Genomic DNA, 19,204 nt, shown 5'->3' on the forward strand with positions numbered 1-19,204 from the left:
TGCGCGCCGCGTCAGTCGCGCGCGCGATCGAGTTTCGGCGCGAGCATGGCCTGCAGGCCGCGCGCCGCACCCTTCCACATCCGTACATAACCATCCAGCCCGATCCGCAGCACTTCCTTGAGCCCGCCGAGCGGCGTGTCGGGCCGCGCGCCTTCGTGCCAGTCGAGCCACGCATCCGCGCGGCCGAACGTGCATTGCACGAGCTGGCGCTCCTGCTCGAGCGTCAGTTCCTCGAAGCTCACGCCGACATGGGTCGGCGTCGCACGGGTCACGCGCACCGGGAACGGAAACGCGCGGTCGCCGCGCGTCACGCACACCGTCAGCGTGTCGCCGACGGCGAGCGGGAGCCCCGGCACCGCTTCGAGGCCGAGGCCACCGGTCGAGTAGTCGCTCGTGAAGCATGCGGCGGTCGAGCCGTCGGCGAGCAGCAGCATCGCCGGCACGCGCATCGCGATCCGGTGCGTGACACGCACCTGCTTCGTCTCGCGCGCGACGGCCAGCGCCGCGCCGAGCATCGCGAGGTTGTACACGGTCCAGCCGAGCGTGATCAGGATCGTCGATGCCTCGTCGCCCTGCTCGGCCACGAGCCGCCACAGGCCGGCGACGATCGCAAGCACGTTCAGCGCGAACAGGACGAGATACGGCTTCGACGTCGACCAGTCGACGTAGCCTTCGTCGATCTTGCCGCCCTTGTCGGTCACGTTGAACTTGCCGTGCTTCGGGCTGAAGAACGCGACGGTGGTCGGCAGCGCGATGTACCACGCGAGCACCGATTCGTAGACCTCGGCCCAGAACGAATGCCGGTAGCGCCCCTGCATCCGCGAATTCGCGATGTTCGCGAGCACGAGGTACGGGATCACATAGCTCGCGAGCGCGAGCGACGACGCGTTGATGAAGTACAGGTGGAAGAACAGGTACGCGAGCGGGATCGTCAGGAACACCAGCCGCGGAATCCCGTAGAAGAAATGCAGCATCGCGTTGCCGTAGCAGATCCGCTGGATCAGGCCGAGCCCGCGCCCGAGGAACGGGTTGTCGATGCGGAAGATCTGCGCCATCCCGCGCGCCCAGCGCGTGCGCTGCTTCACGTGGCCGGCAAGGCTTTCGGTCGCGAGGCCGGCCGCCTGCACGGTCGGCAGATACGCCGACGTATAGCCGCGCCGATGCAGCTTGAGCGCCGTATGCGCGTCCTCGGTCACGGTTTCGACCGCGACGCCGCCGACCTCCTCGAGCGCGCTGCGCTTGAGCACCGCGCACGATCCGCAGAAGAACGTCGCGTTCCACAGGTCGTTGCCCGACTGCACGAGGCCGTAGAACAGGTTGCCCTCGTTCGGCACCTCGCGGAACGTGCCGAGATTGCGCTCGAACGGATCGGGCGAGAAGAAATGGTGCGGCGTCTGCACGAGCGCGCACTTCGGGTCGCGCAGGAACACGCCCATCGTCGTCTGCAGGAACGAGCGGGTCGGCACGTGATCGCAGTCGAAGATCGCGATGTACTCGCCGTGCGTCTTCGGCAGCGCGCGGTTGATGTTGCCGGCCTTCGCGTGGCGGTTGTCGTCGCGCGTCAGGTAGTCGATGCCGGCCTCGGCCGCGAATGCCGCGAACTCCGGACGCCGGCCGTCGTCGAGCAGGTACACGCGCAGCTTCGCGCTCGGCCAGTCGATGCTCTGCGCGGCGAACACCGTCGGCTTCACGACCGACAGCGGTTCGTTGTAGGTGGGGATATAAATGTCGACGGTCGGCCAGGTGTCCGGATCGTCGGGCAGCGGCACGATCGGCCGGTCGAGCGGCCACGCGGTCTGCACGAAGCCGAGCAGCAGGATCATCCACGTATAGGCTTCGGCGCCGTACAGCAGGTAGCCGGCGACGGCTTCGACCGGGCTGCGGAAGTCGAGCGTCTGGGTCGTGCGCCACCATACGTAGCGCACGGTCGCCAGCAGCGCGAGCGACGCGAGCGCGAGGGTCGTCAGGTGGCCGGGCAGCCGGCGCAGCGCGAGTGCGAGCACCGCGACGATCGCGAAGAACGCGAACTGCGCGCCGGGCATCAGCGGCGACATCCCGGCCGCGGCCCACAGCACCGCGCCGGCCACGAGCAGCAGCGGCGCGAGCCAGCGGCGCCGGCCGACGCCGTTCGCGCGCGCATCGAGCCAGCCGCCCCAGCGCGTCCACGGCAGACGCGCGAGCATCGCGTCGATGCGCCGGCCGACCGCGCGCAAGGCGACGTAGACGGGCACCACCAACGTGTCGAACCACGCGAGCGGATCGCGCGCGGGACGGCCGTCGGCCACGCGCGGCGCGCGCACGATCGCGCGCCACAGCCACTCGCGCACACTGAGCGGTTGCAGCACGCCCCAGTCTTGTGCGAGCCGCAGGAACGCGACGCGCACCCAGCGGCGCACATGATCGGGCCGGCCGGGCGGCGGTGCGTGGAAGAACAGCCGCACGAGCCAGTCCACCCGCGTGCGTTCCGCCGGCAGCCCGATGCCGCGCGCGCACCAGTCGGCCGCTCGACGGCCGAACCCGCGCAGTCGCGACGCGAACGCGGCCTTCATCGCGCCGCTCCGGTACGGCCCGCGACGGCCGCCGTCAGCCACGCATCGACCCAGTTCGCGACGCCGTTCAGGTCGTGCGACGCCTGCGAATACGGTGCATCGTCGAAAATCCAGCTGCCGCGCGCGAGCGCTTCGGGCACCGCCGCGTCGACGTGGATGCGCTGTTCGAGCATCGATCCCGGGCCCGCGACCGCGCGCAGCATCGCCAGCGCATCGCGCTGCATGTCGCGCGCCGGGTTCAGCCGGTTCACGACGATCTGCAGTTCGCCACGGCCGGCCCGCAACGCGCCGAGCCGCGCGGCCGTCGCCGCGCAGGCGACCGGCTCCGGCGGCACGACGACGAGCGTCAGGTCCGCGCACCGGATCGCCTGCCCGGCCTGCGGCGACGGATAGCGGGCGGTGTCGACGAGCACGACGCCGTCGGCCGGCAGCGCGATCTCGTCGAGCGCGCGCGACAGCCAGGTCGGATCGGCCACGAGCCGCGCATCGCACGCGGCGGCCCCGGCCGCATCGACCTGCCCGTACGGCACGAACAGCACGCCGTCGGCGTTGCGCCACGTGTGCGCGTGCCACGGTTCGGCGCCGCCCAGCAGGCCGTGCGCGAGACCGTGTTCGGCCAGCGTATCGAGGCCGAGCGTCGCACCCATCAGGTTCTGTGCATCGAATTCGACGGCGACGACCGGCCGGCCGCGGCGCGCGAGTAGCACCGCGAGCGCGGCGGCGAGTGTCGTGCGGCCCGCGCCGCCCGTCGTCGAAGTAACGGCGATCGTCTTCATCGTGCCGCCTTGCCGTCGCGCTTGCCGCGTTTGTTGCCTTCGTCGCCTGCGTTGCCGCCGGCGCCCGGCAGCAGGCGGCCGCGCAGCACGACCGGCACGAGTTCGCACGGCACCGCGTCGCGTCGGTCGATGCCGCGCGGTGCGTGGAAGCCGCGGCCGACGCCGAGGTGCTGCGCGACGACCCACACCGGCACCGCAATCGCGATACCGACGATGAAGCCGATGACGAGTTCGACGATCATGCGTCCTCCTGCTTGCGCAGCGGCATCGCGCTACGGACGGCGCCGCGCGCACGCGCGGCGGGAATGACGGGGTCCGGCGCCGCGGCGTCGACGGCGGCGGGCGCGGGCGCCTGCGGCGCGCCGATCGCGTCGAGCGCGACTACGGTATCGATCGCATCGATCGCGTCGCTCACCTCGCCCGCGTCGGGCAACGCCGCGCCGGGAGTGGCGCGCGCGGCGCCCGGCGGCTGCGTCGCCGCGAACAGGTCGCTGTAGTCGGCGATCGGCGCGCGCCGGTTCTCGGCCTTCAGTGCGTCGAGTTCGGTGTCGATGCTGCCCTGCCCGAGGCATACGACGCGGTCGGACAGCGTATCGACCGGCACGTCGAAGATCCGCGCGAGCGCGTCGTCGGCGTCGACCGGCTCGCAGGCGAACAGGAACACGAACAGGTGTCCGGCATCGGCCGTCACGACGTCGCCCGCGCGGCGCGGCCGGCAGTGCCGCAGCGCGTCGACGTGCGACACGCCCGGCAACAGCGTGAGCTTCGCGAGCGTATGCGGCAGCGCGAGCACCGCGCCGCGGTCGAGCACCGCGCGAATCCGCTGGCAGAACGCGCCGACCGGCAGATAGCCGAGCACCGAATCGCCGAGCGCGGCCGCGAGCGCCGCGCGGTAGTCGGCCGCGACGGGCCGCGCGTAAAGCTGGCCGTGCAGCGCGTGCACGGCGGCCTGCATCCGCGAGACGGGCAGATCGCGCGCGACGACCCGGTTCGCGCCGACGCTCAGCACGAGCACCTCGAACTGCTGGCGCAGCACCTCGCCGCGCTCGACGACCGCGATCTTCAGCGCGCCGCCGCACTGCCGGCGCAGCGCGTGCACGTCCGCGCACAGCGCTTCGAGCTGCGCATGCGAGCGGAACACGAGCACCGCGGTCGCTGCCTGCGCGTTGGCGCACGCGGCGACGACGGCCGCGTTGTCGTCGACGATTTCCCAGCCGTCCGGCACGCGGCTCGCGCCGTCGAGCACCGCGCGGCTGACCACCACGCGATCCTCGTCGCTCGCGAGCTTCATCCGACGCGCCGGTTCGGTCGCGCCGCCCTCGACGCTCGCCGACAGCCGGCCGCCCGGTGCGAAGCGCAGCGGCCGCACCTCGCCGGCCGCGAGCGTGTCGCCCGCGCGCCAGAAATCGACGACCCACAGCAGCTCGCCGTGCGTGCGCTGCAACTGCGCGACGCCCGAGCAGATACCGTGGAAGCCGCTGCGCGGCGTGCGATCCGCATCGCGCACGAGCGGCGCATCGTCGGCGCGTGCGTCGCCGTCCGCGCGGGACGCTTCGGGGTCGAGCAGCAGCACGAGCGCGATCCGGCGCGTGCGGCACCAGTCGGCCAGCGCGTGCGCTTCATCCGCGAGCGCGACCGGATCGTCCCAGCTGAACCAGCGCTGTGCGCCTTCGACGAAATACAGCGAACGCGCATGCAGCCCGTAGCGCTTCATCGCGCGCAACCCGCCGGTCAGCCGCGCGAACGGGCCCGGCGCCGCGCGGCCCGGCGCGTTGCCGGCCGCGTCGGCGTCGGCACCGTCGCCGGCCGGGCCGGCCGCCGCCGGCATCGCCAGCACGTTCAGGTTGCGCGGCCAGCCGGCCGGCTGCGCGCCGCCCGCGAAACCGAGCGATGCCATCTGCGCGGCGACGCGTGCCGGATCGCGTGCCAACACGATCGTGACGTCGCGCGTGCGCGCCTGGCGCGCGCTTTCCCACACGAGCGCATCGCATGCGGGCGTGCCACCGGCCGCGTAGATCGCGTAAAGGCCGCCGGCTTCCAGTTGCGTCCAGGTATCGGGCAGGCCGTCGATCGCGAGCCGGCCCGATGCGCCGGCGCGGCCACCCGCCGGCGCCATGCGCAGCAGCGCACGCAGGCGGTCGGCGAGGCCGGTAGCGCCGGGCGCGGAGCGGGTGGCATCGAATTCCGTATTCACGGCGTTCCCCTAGGGTCTGTTTCCATATGGAACGTGCATGCGTTGCCACGAGAACGGCCGCTCGCGAGGCGCGTGACGCCGCGAATACTGATGTATTCGCAAGGAGCGCAACGCGGCGAGCGGCCGTTCTCGTGGCAACCCCTGATTAAGAAATTCATGTCACGGGAATGCCCGAAATCGCCCGTAGGGCGGCGTCGCTCGTCGCTTGTTTGGCACGGCCAAACGGCGCTCCTCACTTCTTGCCCTACGGGCGATTTCGGGCATTCGCATGTACGTTCCATATGGAAACAGACCCTAGTAATCCGAATAAAGCCGCACGGGCGTCGGCGTCACGAGCCAGCTGCGCGGCGCGCGCGCATCGAACGCATAGCGCAGGTACACGAGCGCCGAGCTCGGCGCATAGTCGTGCGACCGGTCGATGTGCAACTGCGCGCCGACGCTCAGGTGCGGGTTCACGCGATACTCGACGATGCCGTTCACGCCGTACGAGAACGACACGCCGCGCGTCGAGCTGCCCGCGTACACGAACCCGGCCGCCACCTGCGCGGCCCGCCGGTCGGAGAACGTCGGATAAAACAGCGAATCCTTCTCGTAGCTGTTCGAGATCCCGCCCGTGACGGTCAGGTCCCACGACAGCGCATCGTGCCGCCCCGCCCATTCGATCGGCACGCCGAGCGACAGATAGCGCTGCGGGCTGTAGTAACCGCCCTGCCCGTACGTGTAGTAGCGCAGGTTCTGCGCGTAGTGCCACGCATTGCCGACGAGCCCCGTGCTGACCTTCATCGTCGCGCGCTCGTACACGGGCACCGTGAAGCCGGTGCGCAGCGTGACTTCCGCATTGCGTTCGACGTTGCGGCCGGACAGCACGCCCGCGCCGAGTTCCGCGAACAGGTTCGTGCGGCCGACGTCGACCGACGCGCGCAGGTTCACGCCGTCGCGGCGCACGCCGCCCCACACCGCGCCCGTCCACGGGTCGCGCATCCCCGCGTACGACAGCACGCTGCTCGTTTCCGGCCGCCGCGACGCATTCACGGAGAAGCTCGCGGGGCCCGCGTCGAAGCGATAGCGCACGCCGCCGACGAGATAGTGCACCGGGAAGCCGAGCGGCGACGTGCCGAGATCGACACGCCACGCATCCGACAGATAGCCGGCGCCGAGCGCGACGCCGGTTGTCGACTGGTGCAGCGAGCCCGGCGGATTCGCGAGCAGCGCGGCGGCCTGGGGGCTCGTTTGTGCCCTGAGCGCCGCATAGGTGCCGAACGTCTTCAGCGAATACGCGTCCGGATCGCTCGTGTCGAGCGTGCCCGGGTCGAGATGCACGGTGTCGATCTGCGCGAACACGTGCCCGTCGTAGCGGACCGGCATCTGCATGTAGATCGGCACCTGCTGCGCGCGATACGACGAGATGCCTTCGTCGCCCGACTTGTATGCGGGAATCCAGCCGGCCTCGATCTCGGGATTGCGCCGCTGTTCGAGTTCCGCAAACGCGGCCTGCGCGGGCGTCAGCCCGTCGCGGCCCGGCCTCACGCCGGTCGCGCTTTCCTGTGACCGCGACAGCCGGTACAGCGACGCCGCATCGTCGTAGCGGCCCTGCGCCTCGGCCACGCGCGCGGCCGCGACCGTCACGTCGGCGCGTGCCGGATACGCGGCCTGCAGCCGGTCGGTCACCTGCGCGGCGTCGTCCGGGCGGCGCAGCGCGTTCAGGCGGCGCACGGCCGACAGCTGCGTGTCGACGTCGTCGTCCGGCGTGCGCGCCAGCACGGCCAGCACGCGCGTGCGTGCGGCGGTACGGTTGCCGCTGTCCTCGTCGATTCGTGCGAGCGCGAGCTGCGTATCGGCGTCGTCCGGCGTGCGCGCCACGACCGGCGCGAGCGCATCGCGTGCGGCACCGTAATGACCCTGCGCGCGTTCGAGATCAGCGAGTTCGAGCGCATAACGCTTGTCCGCGCGGCCGACCGGGCTTGCGCGATCGAGCAGCACGCGCGCCCGTGCATAGTCCTGTTGCGCGATCGCGTCGTCGGTCTGCCGCAGCACGAGCCGCAGCGACTGGTCCTCGAGCCGCGCCGTCTGCGCGGGCGTCAGCGCCGGGTCGCGGCGCAGCGCGTCGAGCCACGCGGCGAGCGCCTCGTCGCGCCCGGCGCTGCCGAGCAGATCGCCGTAGCGCAGCCGCACGTCCGCGTCGGCTTCGCGCGGATGCGCGGCGATCCAGTCGCGCAGCGGCGCGACGCCGCGCTCGGGTTCGCCCGCGTCGATCCACTGCGCGCCGATCGCGGCGAGCATGTCGGGATCGTCCGGCGCGCTCGCCTGCGCGTGCGCGAGCGTGGCGGCGAATGCCGCGCGGTCGCCGCCGGCGTATGCGCCGCGCGCGTCGGCCAGCGCGCTTTCGGCATCGAGCTTGCGCGCCAGCGCGCGCATGCCTTCCGAACGGCGCGCATCGTCGACCGGCGCCAGCGCGGCCTGCGCGCCCGCGACATCGTCGAGCGAGTTGCGGTACAGCGCGCTCGCGTAGCGCATCTCGGGCGTGTCGCTCCGTGCGAGCCCGTCGTCCATCACCGTGCGGCCGAGCTGCGGCAGCCCCATGTCGCGATAGAGGCGCGCGAGCGCGAAGCGCGTCCACGGCGCGTCGGGCGCCGCGCGCACGGCCGCCTCGTAGCGTTGCGCGGCCGGCCCGCGTGCGCCCTTGTCGGCCAGCGCGCGCGCCTCGTTCGCGAGCAGGTCGCCGCGCAGGCCGTCTAGCACGCGGCGATCGTCGGAGCCCGTCACGCGCCCTTGCAGCGCGTCGAGCAGCGGGCCGATCCGGTCCGCGCGGCCGGTGTTTTCATACAGCGTGGCCGTGTCGCGCACGGCCGACAGGCTCGGCGAGCGCGCGGCCAGCAAGCCGCGCAGCAACGGTTCCGCCTGGGCCCAGTCGCGCTGCGCGAGCAGCGCATCGGCGAGCTGCAGCTTCGCGTCCGGGTTGTCCGGCTGCATCGCGAGCGCCGCACGCGCGGCGCGTTCGGCATCCCGCGCGCGTCCCGCACTGGCCGCTTCGCGGCCTTGGGCGAGCAGCCCCCAGAACTGCGCGGTACGCGCGAGGCCTTGCCATTTGCCGCGCTGGTCGGTCGCACGCGTCGCGGCCCGCGCGAACAGCGCGCGCGCTTCGTCGTGCCGCCCTTCGCGCAGACGCAGCAGGCCGAGCCCGCCCAGCGCATCGGCGTCGTCCGAGCGAGCGCGCGCGGCGCGCGCGAGCAGCGGATCGGCGGCGGCCAGATCGCCGCGCGCGAGCGCCTGCAACCCGCGCTGCTGCGCGATGTAGTCGGGATCGCGTTCGAGTCGGCGCTGTGCATCGCGCTGCTGATCGAGGCCGGCGGCGCGATCGCGGAATTCGGTGTCGTCCGGCGCGAGCGCGAGATAGGCATGCAGCGCATCGAGATACGCGGGATCGTTGCCGGCCGACTGCAGCACGCGCCGCCACAGCGCCATCGCTTCCGTATGGTCCGCGTCGGCGCGCTTCGCGAGCGACGATGCGATCCGGTTCGCTTCCGCGCGCGTGTCGTCGCGCTGGTTCAACAGCCGCGCGAGCGCGACCGCTGCGCTCGTGTCCCGCGGATCGGCGGCGACCGCGCGGCGCAGCGCGGCGATCGCCGGCTCGCGGCCGCCCGGCGCATTCGACACGATCTGGTAATACTCGGCGCCGAGCGCGCCCGCCGGCGCTCCGTTCGGAAACAGCGCGACGATCCGCCGGGCCGCCTCGTCGGCGCGGCCGCTGCGCGCGAGCAGCCGGATCTGCGCCATCTCGCCGCGCCCGCTCGTCGCGACGCGGTATTCGTCGGCCACCTGCCGCGTGACAGGCGCATTCGGCGACTGCGCCTGCAGCCGCGTCAGCGAGGCCTGCGCGCCTTTCGCGTCGCCGAGCCGCAGCAGCACGCGCACCTGTTCGGCCAGCAGCTCGGGATCGCCCGGCGCGATCAGCAGGCCCTTGCGCAGCGCATCGCGCGCGAGATCGTCGCGATGCTTGATGCCCCACATCCGCGCGGTGTCGAGCTCGCGCCGCGCATCGGCCGCGGCCGAGGTCGCCGGTGTCGCGGCGCTCGCCATCGCCGCGCCCGAGGCAACGCTCGGCGCCGCCGCGCACACCGACGACGCGAGCCATGCGAATCCCGCGACGTGGGGCGCGGCGCACTTCAGCGGGCGGCGCACGAACGGCCTCCCCAGCGGGTGTCGAGCGTGCCGTCCGCGCCGAACCGGTAGCGGCCGTCGCGCCAGCCGAGGCCGAACAGCGTCAGCACGCTCGTGTAATAGCCGGGTGCCGACTGGCGCGCGAGCGTGTCGACGCGGGCCGCCTGCGCATCGGCGAGCGCATGCTGGCCGCGTGCGTCGAGAAACGGCACGGCCGCCGCGGAGAATCCGCCGTTGCCGTCGTTCGGCCCCGCGACGCCCGTCGTCGTATCGACCCGCTCCGGCGGCGCGCCATGCGCGGCGATATGGTCGGCGAACGGCGCGAAGCGCGCGAGCAGCGGCGCGGCGAGCGGATCGGCGCGGTCCAGCATGCCGGCCCACAAGTACACGCGGATCGCGTTGTACGCGCTCTCCGCATGCGTGTCCGGATCGGGCCCGAAACCGTTGCCCGCGCGATACAACGCCCAGTCGGGCGAGAAGCCCTTCGGCGCGGTGTCGAGCAGCACGCGCCCGGTGCTGGATGCCAGCGCCGCCCAGCGACGGTCGTCGGGCAGCCGCGCGCCGAGCGCGCGAATCACCTGCGGCGGCGAATAGCTGGGATTCACGCGCCATTGGCCGTTCGCCAGCTTGAACCCGGTCGGCCCCGGCAGCAGCGTGAGGCCCAAGCCCGGGACGGTCGCCGTCTCGGTGTCGAGCACGCGCTTCGCGAGCAGCGCGCCGCGCGCCGTATAGCTGCGCTCGTGCCACAGCCGCCCGGCCTCGACGAGCGCATACGCGATCCACAGGTCGGCGTCCGACGCCGCGTTCGCGTCGAGCACGCGCCACGCGCCGTCGGGCGCGCGGCCCCACAGCCACGCCGGCAGATGCGCGCTCAGGTCGCCCTGCGCGAGGTTGTTCTCGGTCCATGCGAGGATCGTGTCGAACATGCGCCGGTCGTTCGCGACCAGCGCGAAGAAAAGTCCATACGCCTGCCCCTCCGATACCGTGCGCGAATCGGCCGAGCCGACGTCGATCACGCGGCCGTCGGCCGAGATGAAATCGCGCTTGAACGCATCCCAGCGCGGCCACGCCGCGCTGCATCCCGCGCCCGCCGCATCGGCTGCGCTGGCCCCTGCGGCGTGCGCGCGCGTGGCCATGCCGGCCGCCGCGCACGTCACCGCAACCGCCAGCGCGAGCATCGCGCCGACACGCCGCGCCGGCTGCGTTGCCCGTCGCTTCGTCATTGCCCGCGTCATCCGTTACATCCCCCGTCGACGCGCGGCGATTCGCTGCAGCACGCTGAACACGCCGAGCGCGAGCAGCAGCCCCGCGACGACGCCGACCGCGCCGAGCACGACCGGATGCCGCGCCGCCTGCGTCCACACGCGCGCATACCACGGCACGAAGCCGACCACGTAAGGCTCGCCGACCCGCAAGCTGTCGACCTGCCCCGGCCGCACCAGCGCGAGGTCGCCCTGCAGCTGCGACACGAGCCCGGCGTTCTCGAACACGTCGAGCAGATCGCCGAGGCGCGGCTGGTCGGTCGCCGTCAGCGCGACGACGCTGCGGCCGCGGCTGCCCGGCAGCTCGAAACCGGCGAGCGCCGCGAGCGGGCCCGTCTGTTCGATGTGCGCGCCGCCGTCGGCGAGGCCCACGCCGTTGCGCCAGCGCTCCTTCACCGTGAACGCGACGCGCGTCGTGCCGGCGCCGCCCGCGCCGCCCTGCTCGCCGATCGCGAGCGGCAGCGCCGCGCGCCAGTGCGCGAGCAGCGGCGACGCGGGCGAGCCGTCGATCACGAGCAGATCCTTGTGCCCCGACAGCGCGGCGACGTCGCCGGGCCGCGCGACCTGCACGCGCAGCGCCGGGAAGCCGGTCCATTCGCCCATGTGGCCGAGCATCGTCAGGTAGGCCTCGAGCTCCTGCGGCGACGGCCGATCGGGCATCACGACGGCCGTCTGCGACAGGTCCGCGAAGCGCGTGAACGGAAAGCCGCTGTTCGCGAAGAACGCGAGGTTGGGCAATTGCGCGTAATGGACGAAGTGCGAGAAGTCGATCGTCGAATCGGGATCGATCGCCGCGCGCTGCGGCTCGGTGGCCGTGCTCGAGCACAGGCCCGTCTTCTGCGAATCGAGCGTGAAGCGGAACTGCAGCTGGTTGCCGCTGCCCACGCGAAACGCGGGAATGTCGACGTCGCTCGTCACGCGCCCTTCCGGCACCGCCAGCAGCGGCAACTGCATGCGGCCGTGCGCGTCCTCCGCGTGGGCCGGCCCGAGCCGGTACGACTTCACGAGTTGATCGTTGATCTCGACCGCGAGCGTGGAATTGTCCTGGACGGTGGGCGCCGTGTAGCGGTAGCGCAGCGTGATCGGCACGCCCGAGCCGTTCCACGAATGCAGATCGGCCGGCACGCGCAGGTTCAGCCGGATCGCATCGGGCGTCGTGCCGCGCACTTCCAGCTGGCGCGGGTCGTTCACGAGTTCGCGGAACGCGATCGGCCGGTTCACCGGCAGCCAGCGCGGCGCGTCGTACGGCTTGCGCGGCGCGCCGAGATCGACGTGCGCGACCGTCGCCGCCGGACCCGACAGCGCCGCGCGGCCGAGCACGAGCGTCGCGACCGCGTCGTCGACCTCGGCCGCCGTGCGGCCCGTGACGACCAGCAGCTTGCGGCCCGGCGCGGCCGGGTTGTCGGCGACCGCGAGCAGCGGGCCGCCCACCGGCGGCAGCGCGAGACCCGCCGGCAGCGTCGCGGCCGTGCCGACCACGACGGCCTGGTCGTCGGCCGGCAGCGCGGCCGACACCGGGAAACGCGCATGCCGGTAATCGGCCAGCGCGCCGAACCACGACGCGAGCACGCCCGCGCTGCGCAGCGTCGCCGAATCGGGCGAGGCCGGCAGCACGAACGGCAGCCGCAGGCGGCCGTTGTCGCGCCGGTCGAAGAACGGCGCGGGCAGCAGCGCGAGATCGTTCGGCAGGCGCGCCGGCGATTCGTCGAGGATCAGCTCGCTCGTCGGGCTCACGTCGGCCCACAGCGCCGAGTTCGCCGGATCCTCGCAGTGGTCGAGCGTGTAGTGCGCGATCAGGCGCAGGCCGATCTGGTTGAAATCGGAAAAGTAGCGCGGATCGATCGGGATCTCTTGCGTGACCGTGCGGCCCGCGCGCGCGGCGTCGAACGGGACGGTCGCGATCACCTCGCCGTTCACCGACACCTTCAGGTGCGACAGCGGAAAGACCAGCGACGGCGAATACGCGTAGGTCAGGCGCAGCCGCGCGCCCGTGATCACGCGATCGAGCCGCACGCCGGCGTTGATCGTGCGTGCGTCGTCGGCGCCGCGTAGGCGTAGCGGATCGAACGCGCCGAGCGACGAGAACGGCACATGCACGGTCGTCGTCGGCAGCCCGGCGGCCGGCGCGCTGGCCGCCGTCGACGCCGCCGCGAGCACCGCCGCCGGCGCCGCAGCGGGCGCCGCCGCGTGACTGGCAGCGGCCGTCGAAGCGGCGGCGGCCGGCACGGCCGGCATCGGCGCGGCCGACAGCACGGCCGTGTGGAAAGCGCCGGTCATCGCGGCCGCCAGGACGAACAGCGATACGGCCGGCTTCATGCGCCGCTCCGCGTCGTCACGATCGTCCGGTCATCCTGCGCGTCGAAACCGACGCGCGCAAAGCAGCTATGCCCGTGAGTGCGCATCCCCTCTGCTTCCCCTCATGTATGTTGCGCGTCGCGTAACGCGGATATGGCCTGATTCATTTATCGGTACGACGCGGCGGATTCTTCAATGACCCGTTCGTCGCGTGGCGAAGCACCTCGCACCGGCGCCCGCCCATCATTCGTCACACTATCTCAAAAATAGAACAAAACTCACCGCGATTCGCGACTGGGAAGCGAAAAAATCTCAATTCGGTCGGAAATGCTGCTCGGGAAGCGTGAATGGCAAGAATTGCGCCGTTGCTGCCGAACGGCCGGAACGGCATACTGCCGGCGCGATACGGCTGGCCGGGCGTCGGTCGCGATCCGTTGCGGATCGCCCGCGACACGCTGCCGCAGGCGGCGCGTATGCTACCGCAAGCACGCGCCGCGCAACGGATTTTCTTCGTGGGAAACTGACTTGAATCAAATCGTCGACTCCGCCCCCCGTCCCCGGACACGTTGCTGCGGATCATCGCCGCCCAAACCGAAATCGCGAAACTCGGCCTGGACCTCGGCAGCGTGATGGCCTACGTGGCCGAGCAGGTACCGCAGATCACCGGCGCGAGCGCCGCCGCGGTCGAATTCGCCGAAGGCGACGACATGGTGTACCGCGCCGCGTCGGGCACGGCCGCCGGGATGCTCGGGCTACGGTTGCGGCGCTCGGGCAGCCTGTCGGGCCTGTGCGTGCAGCAAGGTGAGTTGCTGCACTGCATCGATTCGGAAACCGACCCGCGCGTCGATCGCGATGCGTGCCGCCGGGTCGGCCTGCGCTCGATGCTGGTGATGCCGCTCACGCATGCCGACACGACGGTCGGCGTGCTGAAGGTGATGTCGCCGGACGTCGACGGTTTTTCGCAGGCGGACGCCGCCACGCTGCGGCTGATGGCCGATCTGATCGCCGCCGCGATGTTCCACGCGGCGCGTAATGAAGCGAACGAACTCTATCTGCGCGCGACGCACGACGTGCTCACCGGGCTGCCAAACCGCGCGCTGTTCTACGATCGCCTGCGCCAGTCGATGCACACGGCGTTGCGCGCGAGCGGCCGGCTCGGCATTCTCAACATCGACATGGACGGGCTGAAGCCGATCAACGACGGGTTCGGCCACCGCGCGGGCGACGCCGCGCTACGCGAGATCGCCGCGCGGATGCAGGGCGCGGTGCGGCGCTCGGATACGGTCGCGCGCGTCGGTGGCGACGAATTCGCCGTGATCCTGCCGAACCTCGGCACCCGCGACGATGCGCATGTGCAAAGCACGCGGCTCGCGCGGCAGGTCGGCGAGCCGTTCGAATTCGAGGGGCATGCGCTGCGGCTGGGCGTCAGCATCGGAATCGCGGTGCTGCCGGACGACGGCACCGACATGAATGCGCTGATCGAGCGTGCGGATCAGGCGATGTACGAGGTGAAGCGCACGCGGGGGCAGCGCTCCGCGCCCGCATGACGCCTGGCACGCACCGCTAGCCGATCGGCCGCACCGCGATCGCGATCCCGACCGCGACCCACTGCACGACGGCGACGAGCACGGCGGCACGGCACAGCCCGACCGCGCCGCGCACGCGCGCATCGAGCATGCGCCCGGCCTTCGCCGCGTCGATCCAGCCGAGATCGGTGAGCGCGCGGTCGAGCGCCGCGAGCCCGTCGTCGACCGCTGCATCGCCCTCCACCGCCCGCGCCAACGCGGCGAACAGCCACCGATCGATCTCGATGCGCACCGCGTACCACAGCGCCGCGATCCCCGATCCCGTGCTGACGGCGGCCAGCAGCACGCGCGCGAGCGTCGCCGGCAGCCAGCCCGCCGCGATCCACCCGCCCGCGCCGGCCGCGGCCAGTGCGGCCGCGATCGCCCACGCGCCCGCATCGAGCGCGCCGCGCGCGGCGGCAATCCTGAACGGAGCGGACGGATCGCGCGTCATCCGAGCCTCCCATCGCGACGGCGATCGATCCACTGCTGCAGCACGGCCGCGCCGTCGTCGGACCACACCGCGTGCGGCCGGACCGCGCGCACCGCGGCCAGCGCGTCGCGCGCATTCGTCAGCCCGCGCCGCGCCGCGAGCCAGGCGGCCGCGCACAGCACGCTGCGCCCATAGCCGAGCGCGCAGCAAACCAGCACGTCGCGCCCTTCGCCATGCAGGCGTTCGAGCGCCGCGACGGCCTGCGCGAGCTGCGCCGCCGTCGGCGCGACGAGGTCGAGCTGCGGCACGCACGCATACGCGAACGATGCATCGGCCGCGGCCCAGCGCGGCATCTCGGCGGTCAGGTCGACCAGGGCGGTGAAGCGATGGCGCCGGATGTCGCGCGTCGTCGGCGTACGGCCGATCGACACGCGTTCGTCGATCCGCACCGGCGCCGGCTGCCGGAACGTCCACAGCCGCGAATTGACGAACGCGCCGGCGATCGTCGGCGCGAGCAGCCAGCCGATGAAGACCGGCAACCGTCCGTGCGCATCCTTCTGAAACGCGCCGGGCGCGCCGCGCCGGTAGGCCCAGGCAACGCAGGCGAGCGCCAGCGCAACCCACCCTGCCGCCAGCGCCCCGCCCGGCGCGCGCGGCACGCACGCCAGCGCCGCGAGTGCGATCAGCGCGGCACCGAACCCATAGCGGCGCGCGAGCGCGCGACTGGCCGCGCACGGCGACGCATCGGCGCCCGGCAATCGGCCTGCGGCATCGCGCAGCGGAAACAGGAACAGTGCGAGACAGCCGACGGCCGCACCGGTCGGCACGTCGATCGCGTGATGCTGGTAAGTCGTCAGCACCGACACGCCGATCGCCGCGAACCACAGGTGCAGCACGACGCGCTCGAACGTGCCGCGCAGGTGCTTCGCATAGACGGCCCACAACACGACCAGCAACCCGATATGCAGCGACGGCGCCTGGTTGAACGGCTTGTCGAAACCCATCAGCAGCGCGAACAACGTACCGGCCATGCCGCCCGCGTCGGGCCGTTCGAAGCCGAAGCGCAGCGGCCACGCGATGAAGCACGCGACCGACACCAGTTGCACGGTCAGCAGCCGCTTCACGTGATCGAGCAGATCGTCGCGGCGCGTCCAGAAGAAGAACGAGAGCGCATACAGCAGGTCGATCGACCAGTACGGCACGATCGTCCACGGCACGAACGGGATCGCATGCTCCCAGCCGAACGCGAACGTCGGCACCGCGGCGCGGCGTGCGGCGAGCCAGTTCGCGAAGCCGTACGTCGAGAAGAACACGGCGCCCATCGCCGCGAGCCAGCCCAGGCGCAGCGCGAACGACGCGTCGCGCGCGCCGGCCGCCGGCTCGGCCAGCCCGCCACCCGCGCCCGTACCCGCACCGCCGCCGCCGTCGCCGAGCACACTCATGACGGTTCGACCCGCTGCGCGAGGCTGACCGTGAAGATGCCCATCTCGTCGATCCGCTGATCGAGCTTGCGGAAGCCCGCCCGCGCGACGAGCTCGTCCATTTCGGCCTGCGAACGACGGCGCATCACCCAGGTCGACTCGCCGCGGTGATTGTTCAGCGCGCGCGCGATGAATTCGAGCTGCGGATGCCACGGCTGCCCCGTATAGACGAGATAGCCGCCCGGCGGTACGGCCTGCGCGAGCCCGCGCAGCGAGCGCTCGATCAGCGCGTTCTCGCCGAACAGCTCGTACAGGCCCGACACGATCGCCAGCGTCGGCTGCGGCTCGAGCGTCGCGAGCGATGCCTCGTCGAACGCGTCGCCGCGCTCGAAGCGCGCGATCGGCTCCAGGCCGCGCTGCGCGATCAGCACGCGCCCGGCCTCGACGTTCGGCGGGCTGTAGTCGCGCAGCGTGATGTCGTCGGGCGCCGCGCCGTCGCGCTCGGCGGCCGTCGCGATCGCATCGAGCACGTAGCGCCCGTGGCCTGCCGCGATGTCGACGATCCGCACCGGCGAGCCGCGCCCGCGCAGGCGGCCGATCGCCGCGCCGATCAACTCCTGCAGATGGACCTTGCGCTGCCGGATGCCGACCCAGCCCGGCGAATCGAGATACGTGCGGTCGATCAGCGCGCCGACGCCGAGCCGCCCCTGCGCGCGGTTGCGGTACACGTAGTCGAGCGTCGAGCCCGAATCGAAGCCGAGCCGCAGCCCGAGCGCGATGCCGTCCGACAGCGCGCCGCCGGCTTTCAGGCCGGCGCGCGTGAGCGCCCAGTACGCACGGGCGAACACGTTGGCCGGCGGCCGGCCGAGCGCCGCGTATTCGTCGTGGAACGCGCCGCGCCGGTCCGCATCGGCGAGCGACACGCGCGGGCTCGGCGCATCGAACTCGCGCAGCACGAACGCACGCAACGGCGCGAGCGCCTGCGCACGGTCGCGCTCGCCGAGCGTGTCGTGATAGAAGCCCGGCAGCACGATGCGCTCCTTGCGCGCCGAGCCGAGCCGTTCGAAGAAACGGTCCTGCGGGCCGCGATGCACGACCCAGTCGGCGCCCGAGATCAGCAATTGCGTCGGCACGGTGATCGCGGCCGCGTCGGCGACGATCCGCCGCGCGGTATCGTGCAGGTCGAGCAGCATGTTGACCGCGATCGGCCGCGTGATCAGCGGATCGGACGCGTAGCTCGCGATCCGTTCGGGATCGTGCGTGAGGAATTTCGGCTTCACGTAGCTGTTCACGTAGAACAGCCCGCGCAGCTTGTGCATCAGCCGCAGCCCCGGCCGGGCGAACGGCACGTAGAGCTTGATGTGGAACGCCGGCGACGCGACGACGAGCGCGCGGATCGGCGGCGCGTAGTCGTGCGCCCAGGTCGCCGCGAGCACCGCGCCGACGCTCTGGCCGACCACGGCCATATCCTCGATCGCGAGGCCGTGCGTGTCGCGGATATGCTCGACGAAGGTCTGCAGGTCGCGCACCGACGCGGCCGCGCTCGGACTGTAGCCGCGCGCGCCCGGCGACCGGCCGTGGCCGCGTGCGTCCCATGCGAAAAAGGCGAAATCCGGCAGGTCGAGCTCGTCGACGAGGTGCGCGACGCGCGCCGAATGTTCGTGCCCGCGATGCAGCAGCACGATGGCGCCGCGGCAGCGTGCGCCCGTCGCGGGCCAGTGCCGATAGAACAGCGTTTCGCCGTCGTGCGTGATGAAGTCGGCCTCACGGGCCGTGCGTGTGCTCATGTGGTCTCTCTCGTTTCGTTATTCGAATCATGTGGCGCCGCCCTCCGGCGCCCGGCCCGTCAACCGCCCGCTTCGGCAATGCCCGCCTGGACGCGCCGCACCACCGTCACGATCGACAGCACGATCAGCAGCCGCCACAGCCACGCGGCGACACTGCCGACCGGCAAGCCGAAGCCGATCCACAGCGCGAACGCGCCGAGGGCCAGCGCCCGGTCGCTCTTGCCGAACGGGCCGTCGTAGCGGCGCGTCGCGCCGACGAGCGGGCCGATCAGCCCCGCGCATTCGACGATCACCGCCATCAGCGCGAACAGCCAGACGTCCGCCGGAGCGAACGCGGGAATGGCAAGGAACGGCAGCACGAGCGCGACGTCGGACACGATGTCGCCCAGCTCGTTCAGGTACGCGCCGAGCGTGCTCTTCTGCCCGTGCTCGCGCGCGAGCATCCCGTCGATCGCATTGAGCGCCATCCGCGCGAACAGCCACAGCGGAATCAGCAGGAACAGCACACGGGCGAACACGCCGAGCCCGGCGAGCGCGCCGACGACGATCGAGCCGCCGGCCGCGAACAGCGTGACCTGGTTGGCGGTGACGCCGCGTTCGGCGAGCGAATTCGCGAACGGGCGCAGACGGTCCTGGAATTTGGGTTTGAGTGCGTAGAGGCTCATCGTTTCGTATTCGTATTATTCGCGCGGCACGGTCGGATACGTTTCCCGCCGCCATGCCCCGGGCGGCGAAACGGCCGTCGTCGGCCTGGATTGAACGGC

Annotated in this window: 12 protein-coding genes; 1 reads left to right on the top strand and 11 read right to left on the bottom strand. The window is 72.0% G+C overall.

Going from position 1 to position 19,204, the window contains the following annotated elements; translation table 11 throughout:
* Window positions 1–11: 11 nt before the first annotated feature.
* From bcsA to bcsB, 7 genes are all read right to left on the bottom strand, one after another.
* Entirely contained in the window at window positions 12–2,549 is a 2,538-nt protein-coding gene (gene bcsA, locus HWX09_RS02470) for a UDP-forming cellulose synthase catalytic subunit (RefSeq protein WP_027784176.1), read from the bottom strand.
* Window positions 2,546–3,325 (bottom strand): cellulose biosynthesis protein BcsQ, encoded by a 780-nt coding sequence (gene bcsQ, locus HWX09_RS02475; protein WP_027784175.1) that lies wholly within the window; start codon window positions 3,323–3,325, stop codon window positions 2,546–2,548. Before bcsQ ends, bcsA begins: the two co-directional genes overlap by 4 nt.
* Entirely contained in the window at window positions 3,322–3,567 is a 246-nt protein-coding gene (locus HWX09_RS02480; protein ID WP_027784174.1) for a hypothetical protein, read from the bottom strand. Before HWX09_RS02480 ends, bcsQ begins: the two co-directional genes overlap by 4 nt.
* Window positions 3,564–5,519 (bottom strand): cellulose biosynthesis protein BcsE, encoded by a 1,956-nt coding sequence (gene bcsE, locus HWX09_RS02485; RefSeq protein WP_175888553.1) that lies wholly within the window; start codon window positions 5,517–5,519, stop codon window positions 3,564–3,566. The genes HWX09_RS02480 and bcsE overlap by 4 nt, the downstream gene beginning before the upstream one ends.
* 294 nt (window positions 5,520–5,813) lie before the next feature.
* Complete coding sequence (locus tag HWX09_RS02490; protein ID WP_027784173.1) at window positions 5,814–9,698, bottom strand: cellulose synthase subunit BcsC-related outer membrane protein; 3,885 nt, start codon at window positions 9,696–9,698, stop codon at window positions 5,814–5,816.
* Entirely contained in the window at window positions 9,683–10,912 is a 1,230-nt protein-coding gene (bcsZ, locus tag HWX09_RS02495) for a cellulose synthase complex periplasmic endoglucanase BcsZ (protein ID WP_027784172.1), read from the bottom strand. The genes HWX09_RS02490 and bcsZ overlap by 16 nt, the downstream gene beginning before the upstream one ends.
* Before the next feature lie 3 nt (window positions 10,913–10,915).
* On the bottom strand, window positions 10,916–13,255 hold the full coding sequence (bcsB, locus tag HWX09_RS02500; protein ID WP_027784171.1) for a cellulose biosynthesis cyclic di-GMP-binding regulatory protein BcsB: 2,340 nt from the start codon (window positions 13,253–13,255) through the stop codon (window positions 10,916–10,918).
* Window positions 13,256–13,800: 545 nt separating this feature from the next.
* Here bcsB and HWX09_RS02505 point away from each other — a divergent pair.
* Window positions 13,801–14,781: a sensor domain-containing diguanylate cyclase gene (locus tag HWX09_RS02505; protein WP_034185412.1), complete on the top strand. Its 981-nt coding sequence runs from the start codon at window positions 13,801–13,803 to the stop codon at window positions 14,779–14,781.
* 16 nt (window positions 14,782–14,797) lie between these two features.
* Here HWX09_RS02505 and HWX09_RS02510 read toward each other — a convergent pair whose 3' ends face one another.
* Genes HWX09_RS02510 through HWX09_RS02525 form a run of 4 tightly spaced genes read right to left on the bottom strand, consistent with a single transcriptional unit; the run spans window position 14,798 to window position 19,105 of the window.
* Window positions 14,798–15,253 carry a hypothetical protein gene (locus tag HWX09_RS02510; RefSeq protein ID WP_027784170.1) on the bottom strand — a complete coding sequence of 152 codons (456 nt, stop codon included), beginning with the start codon at window positions 15,251–15,253 and terminating at the stop codon, window positions 14,798–14,800.
* Window positions 15,250–16,674, bottom strand: coding sequence for a phosphatase PAP2/dual specificity phosphatase family protein (locus HWX09_RS02515; protein ID WP_027784169.1), 1,425 nt, complete (start codon window positions 16,672–16,674; stop codon window positions 15,250–15,252). Before HWX09_RS02515 ends, HWX09_RS02510 begins: the two co-directional genes overlap by 4 nt.
* Window positions 16,671–18,440 carry a bifunctional alpha/beta hydrolase/class I SAM-dependent methyltransferase gene (locus HWX09_RS02520; RefSeq protein WP_027784168.1) on the bottom strand — a complete coding sequence of 590 codons (1,770 nt, stop codon included), beginning with the start codon at window positions 18,438–18,440 and terminating at the stop codon, window positions 16,671–16,673. Before HWX09_RS02520 ends, HWX09_RS02515 begins: the two co-directional genes overlap by 4 nt.
* Before the next feature lie 59 nt (window positions 18,441–18,499).
* On the bottom strand, window positions 18,500–19,105 hold the full coding sequence (locus HWX09_RS02525) for a CDP-alcohol phosphatidyltransferase family protein (protein WP_027784167.1): 606 nt from the start codon (window positions 19,103–19,105) through the stop codon (window positions 18,500–18,502).
* Window positions 19,106–19,204: the final 99 nt, after the last annotated feature.

The organism is Burkholderia sp. BCC1208 (assembly GCF_902833095.1).
In the GTDB taxonomy this organism is placed as follows: Bacteria; Pseudomonadota; Gammaproteobacteria; order Burkholderiales; family Burkholderiaceae; genus Burkholderia.

Excerpts from the sequence above, each read along its gene's own strand:
- bcsQ (WP_027784175.1), bottom strand. The coding sequence starts at position 3,325 with ATGAAGACGATCGCCGTTACTTCGACGACGGGCGGCGCGGGCCGCACG.
- HWX09_RS02510 (WP_027784170.1), bottom strand. The coding sequence starts at position 15,253 with ATGACGCGCGATCCGTCCGCTCCGTTCAGGATTGCCGCCGCGCGCGGC.
- HWX09_RS02525 (WP_027784167.1), bottom strand. The coding sequence starts at position 19,105 with ATGAGCCTCTACGCACTCAAACCCAAATTCCAGGACCGTCTGCGCCCG.
- bcsB (WP_027784171.1), bottom strand. The coding sequence starts at position 13,255 with ATGAAGCCGGCCGTATCGCTGTTCGTCCTGGCGGCCGCGATGACCGGC.
- HWX09_RS02515 (WP_027784169.1), bottom strand. The coding sequence starts at position 16,674 with ATGAGTGTGCTCGGCGACGGCGGCGGCGGTGCGGGTACGGGCGCGGGT.
- bcsA (WP_027784176.1), bottom strand. The coding sequence starts at position 2,549 with ATGAAGGCCGCGTTCGCGTCGCGACTGCGCGGGTTCGGCCGTCGAGCG.
- HWX09_RS02520 (WP_027784168.1), bottom strand. The coding sequence starts at position 18,440 with ATGAGCACACGCACGGCCCGTGAGGCCGACTTCATCACGCACGACGGC.
- HWX09_RS02480 (WP_027784174.1), bottom strand. The coding sequence starts at position 3,567 with ATGATCGTCGAACTCGTCATCGGCTTCATCGTCGGTATCGCGATTGCG.
- bcsZ (WP_027784172.1), bottom strand. The coding sequence starts at position 10,912 with ATGACGCGGGCAATGACGAAGCGACGGGCAACGCAGCCGGCGCGGCGT.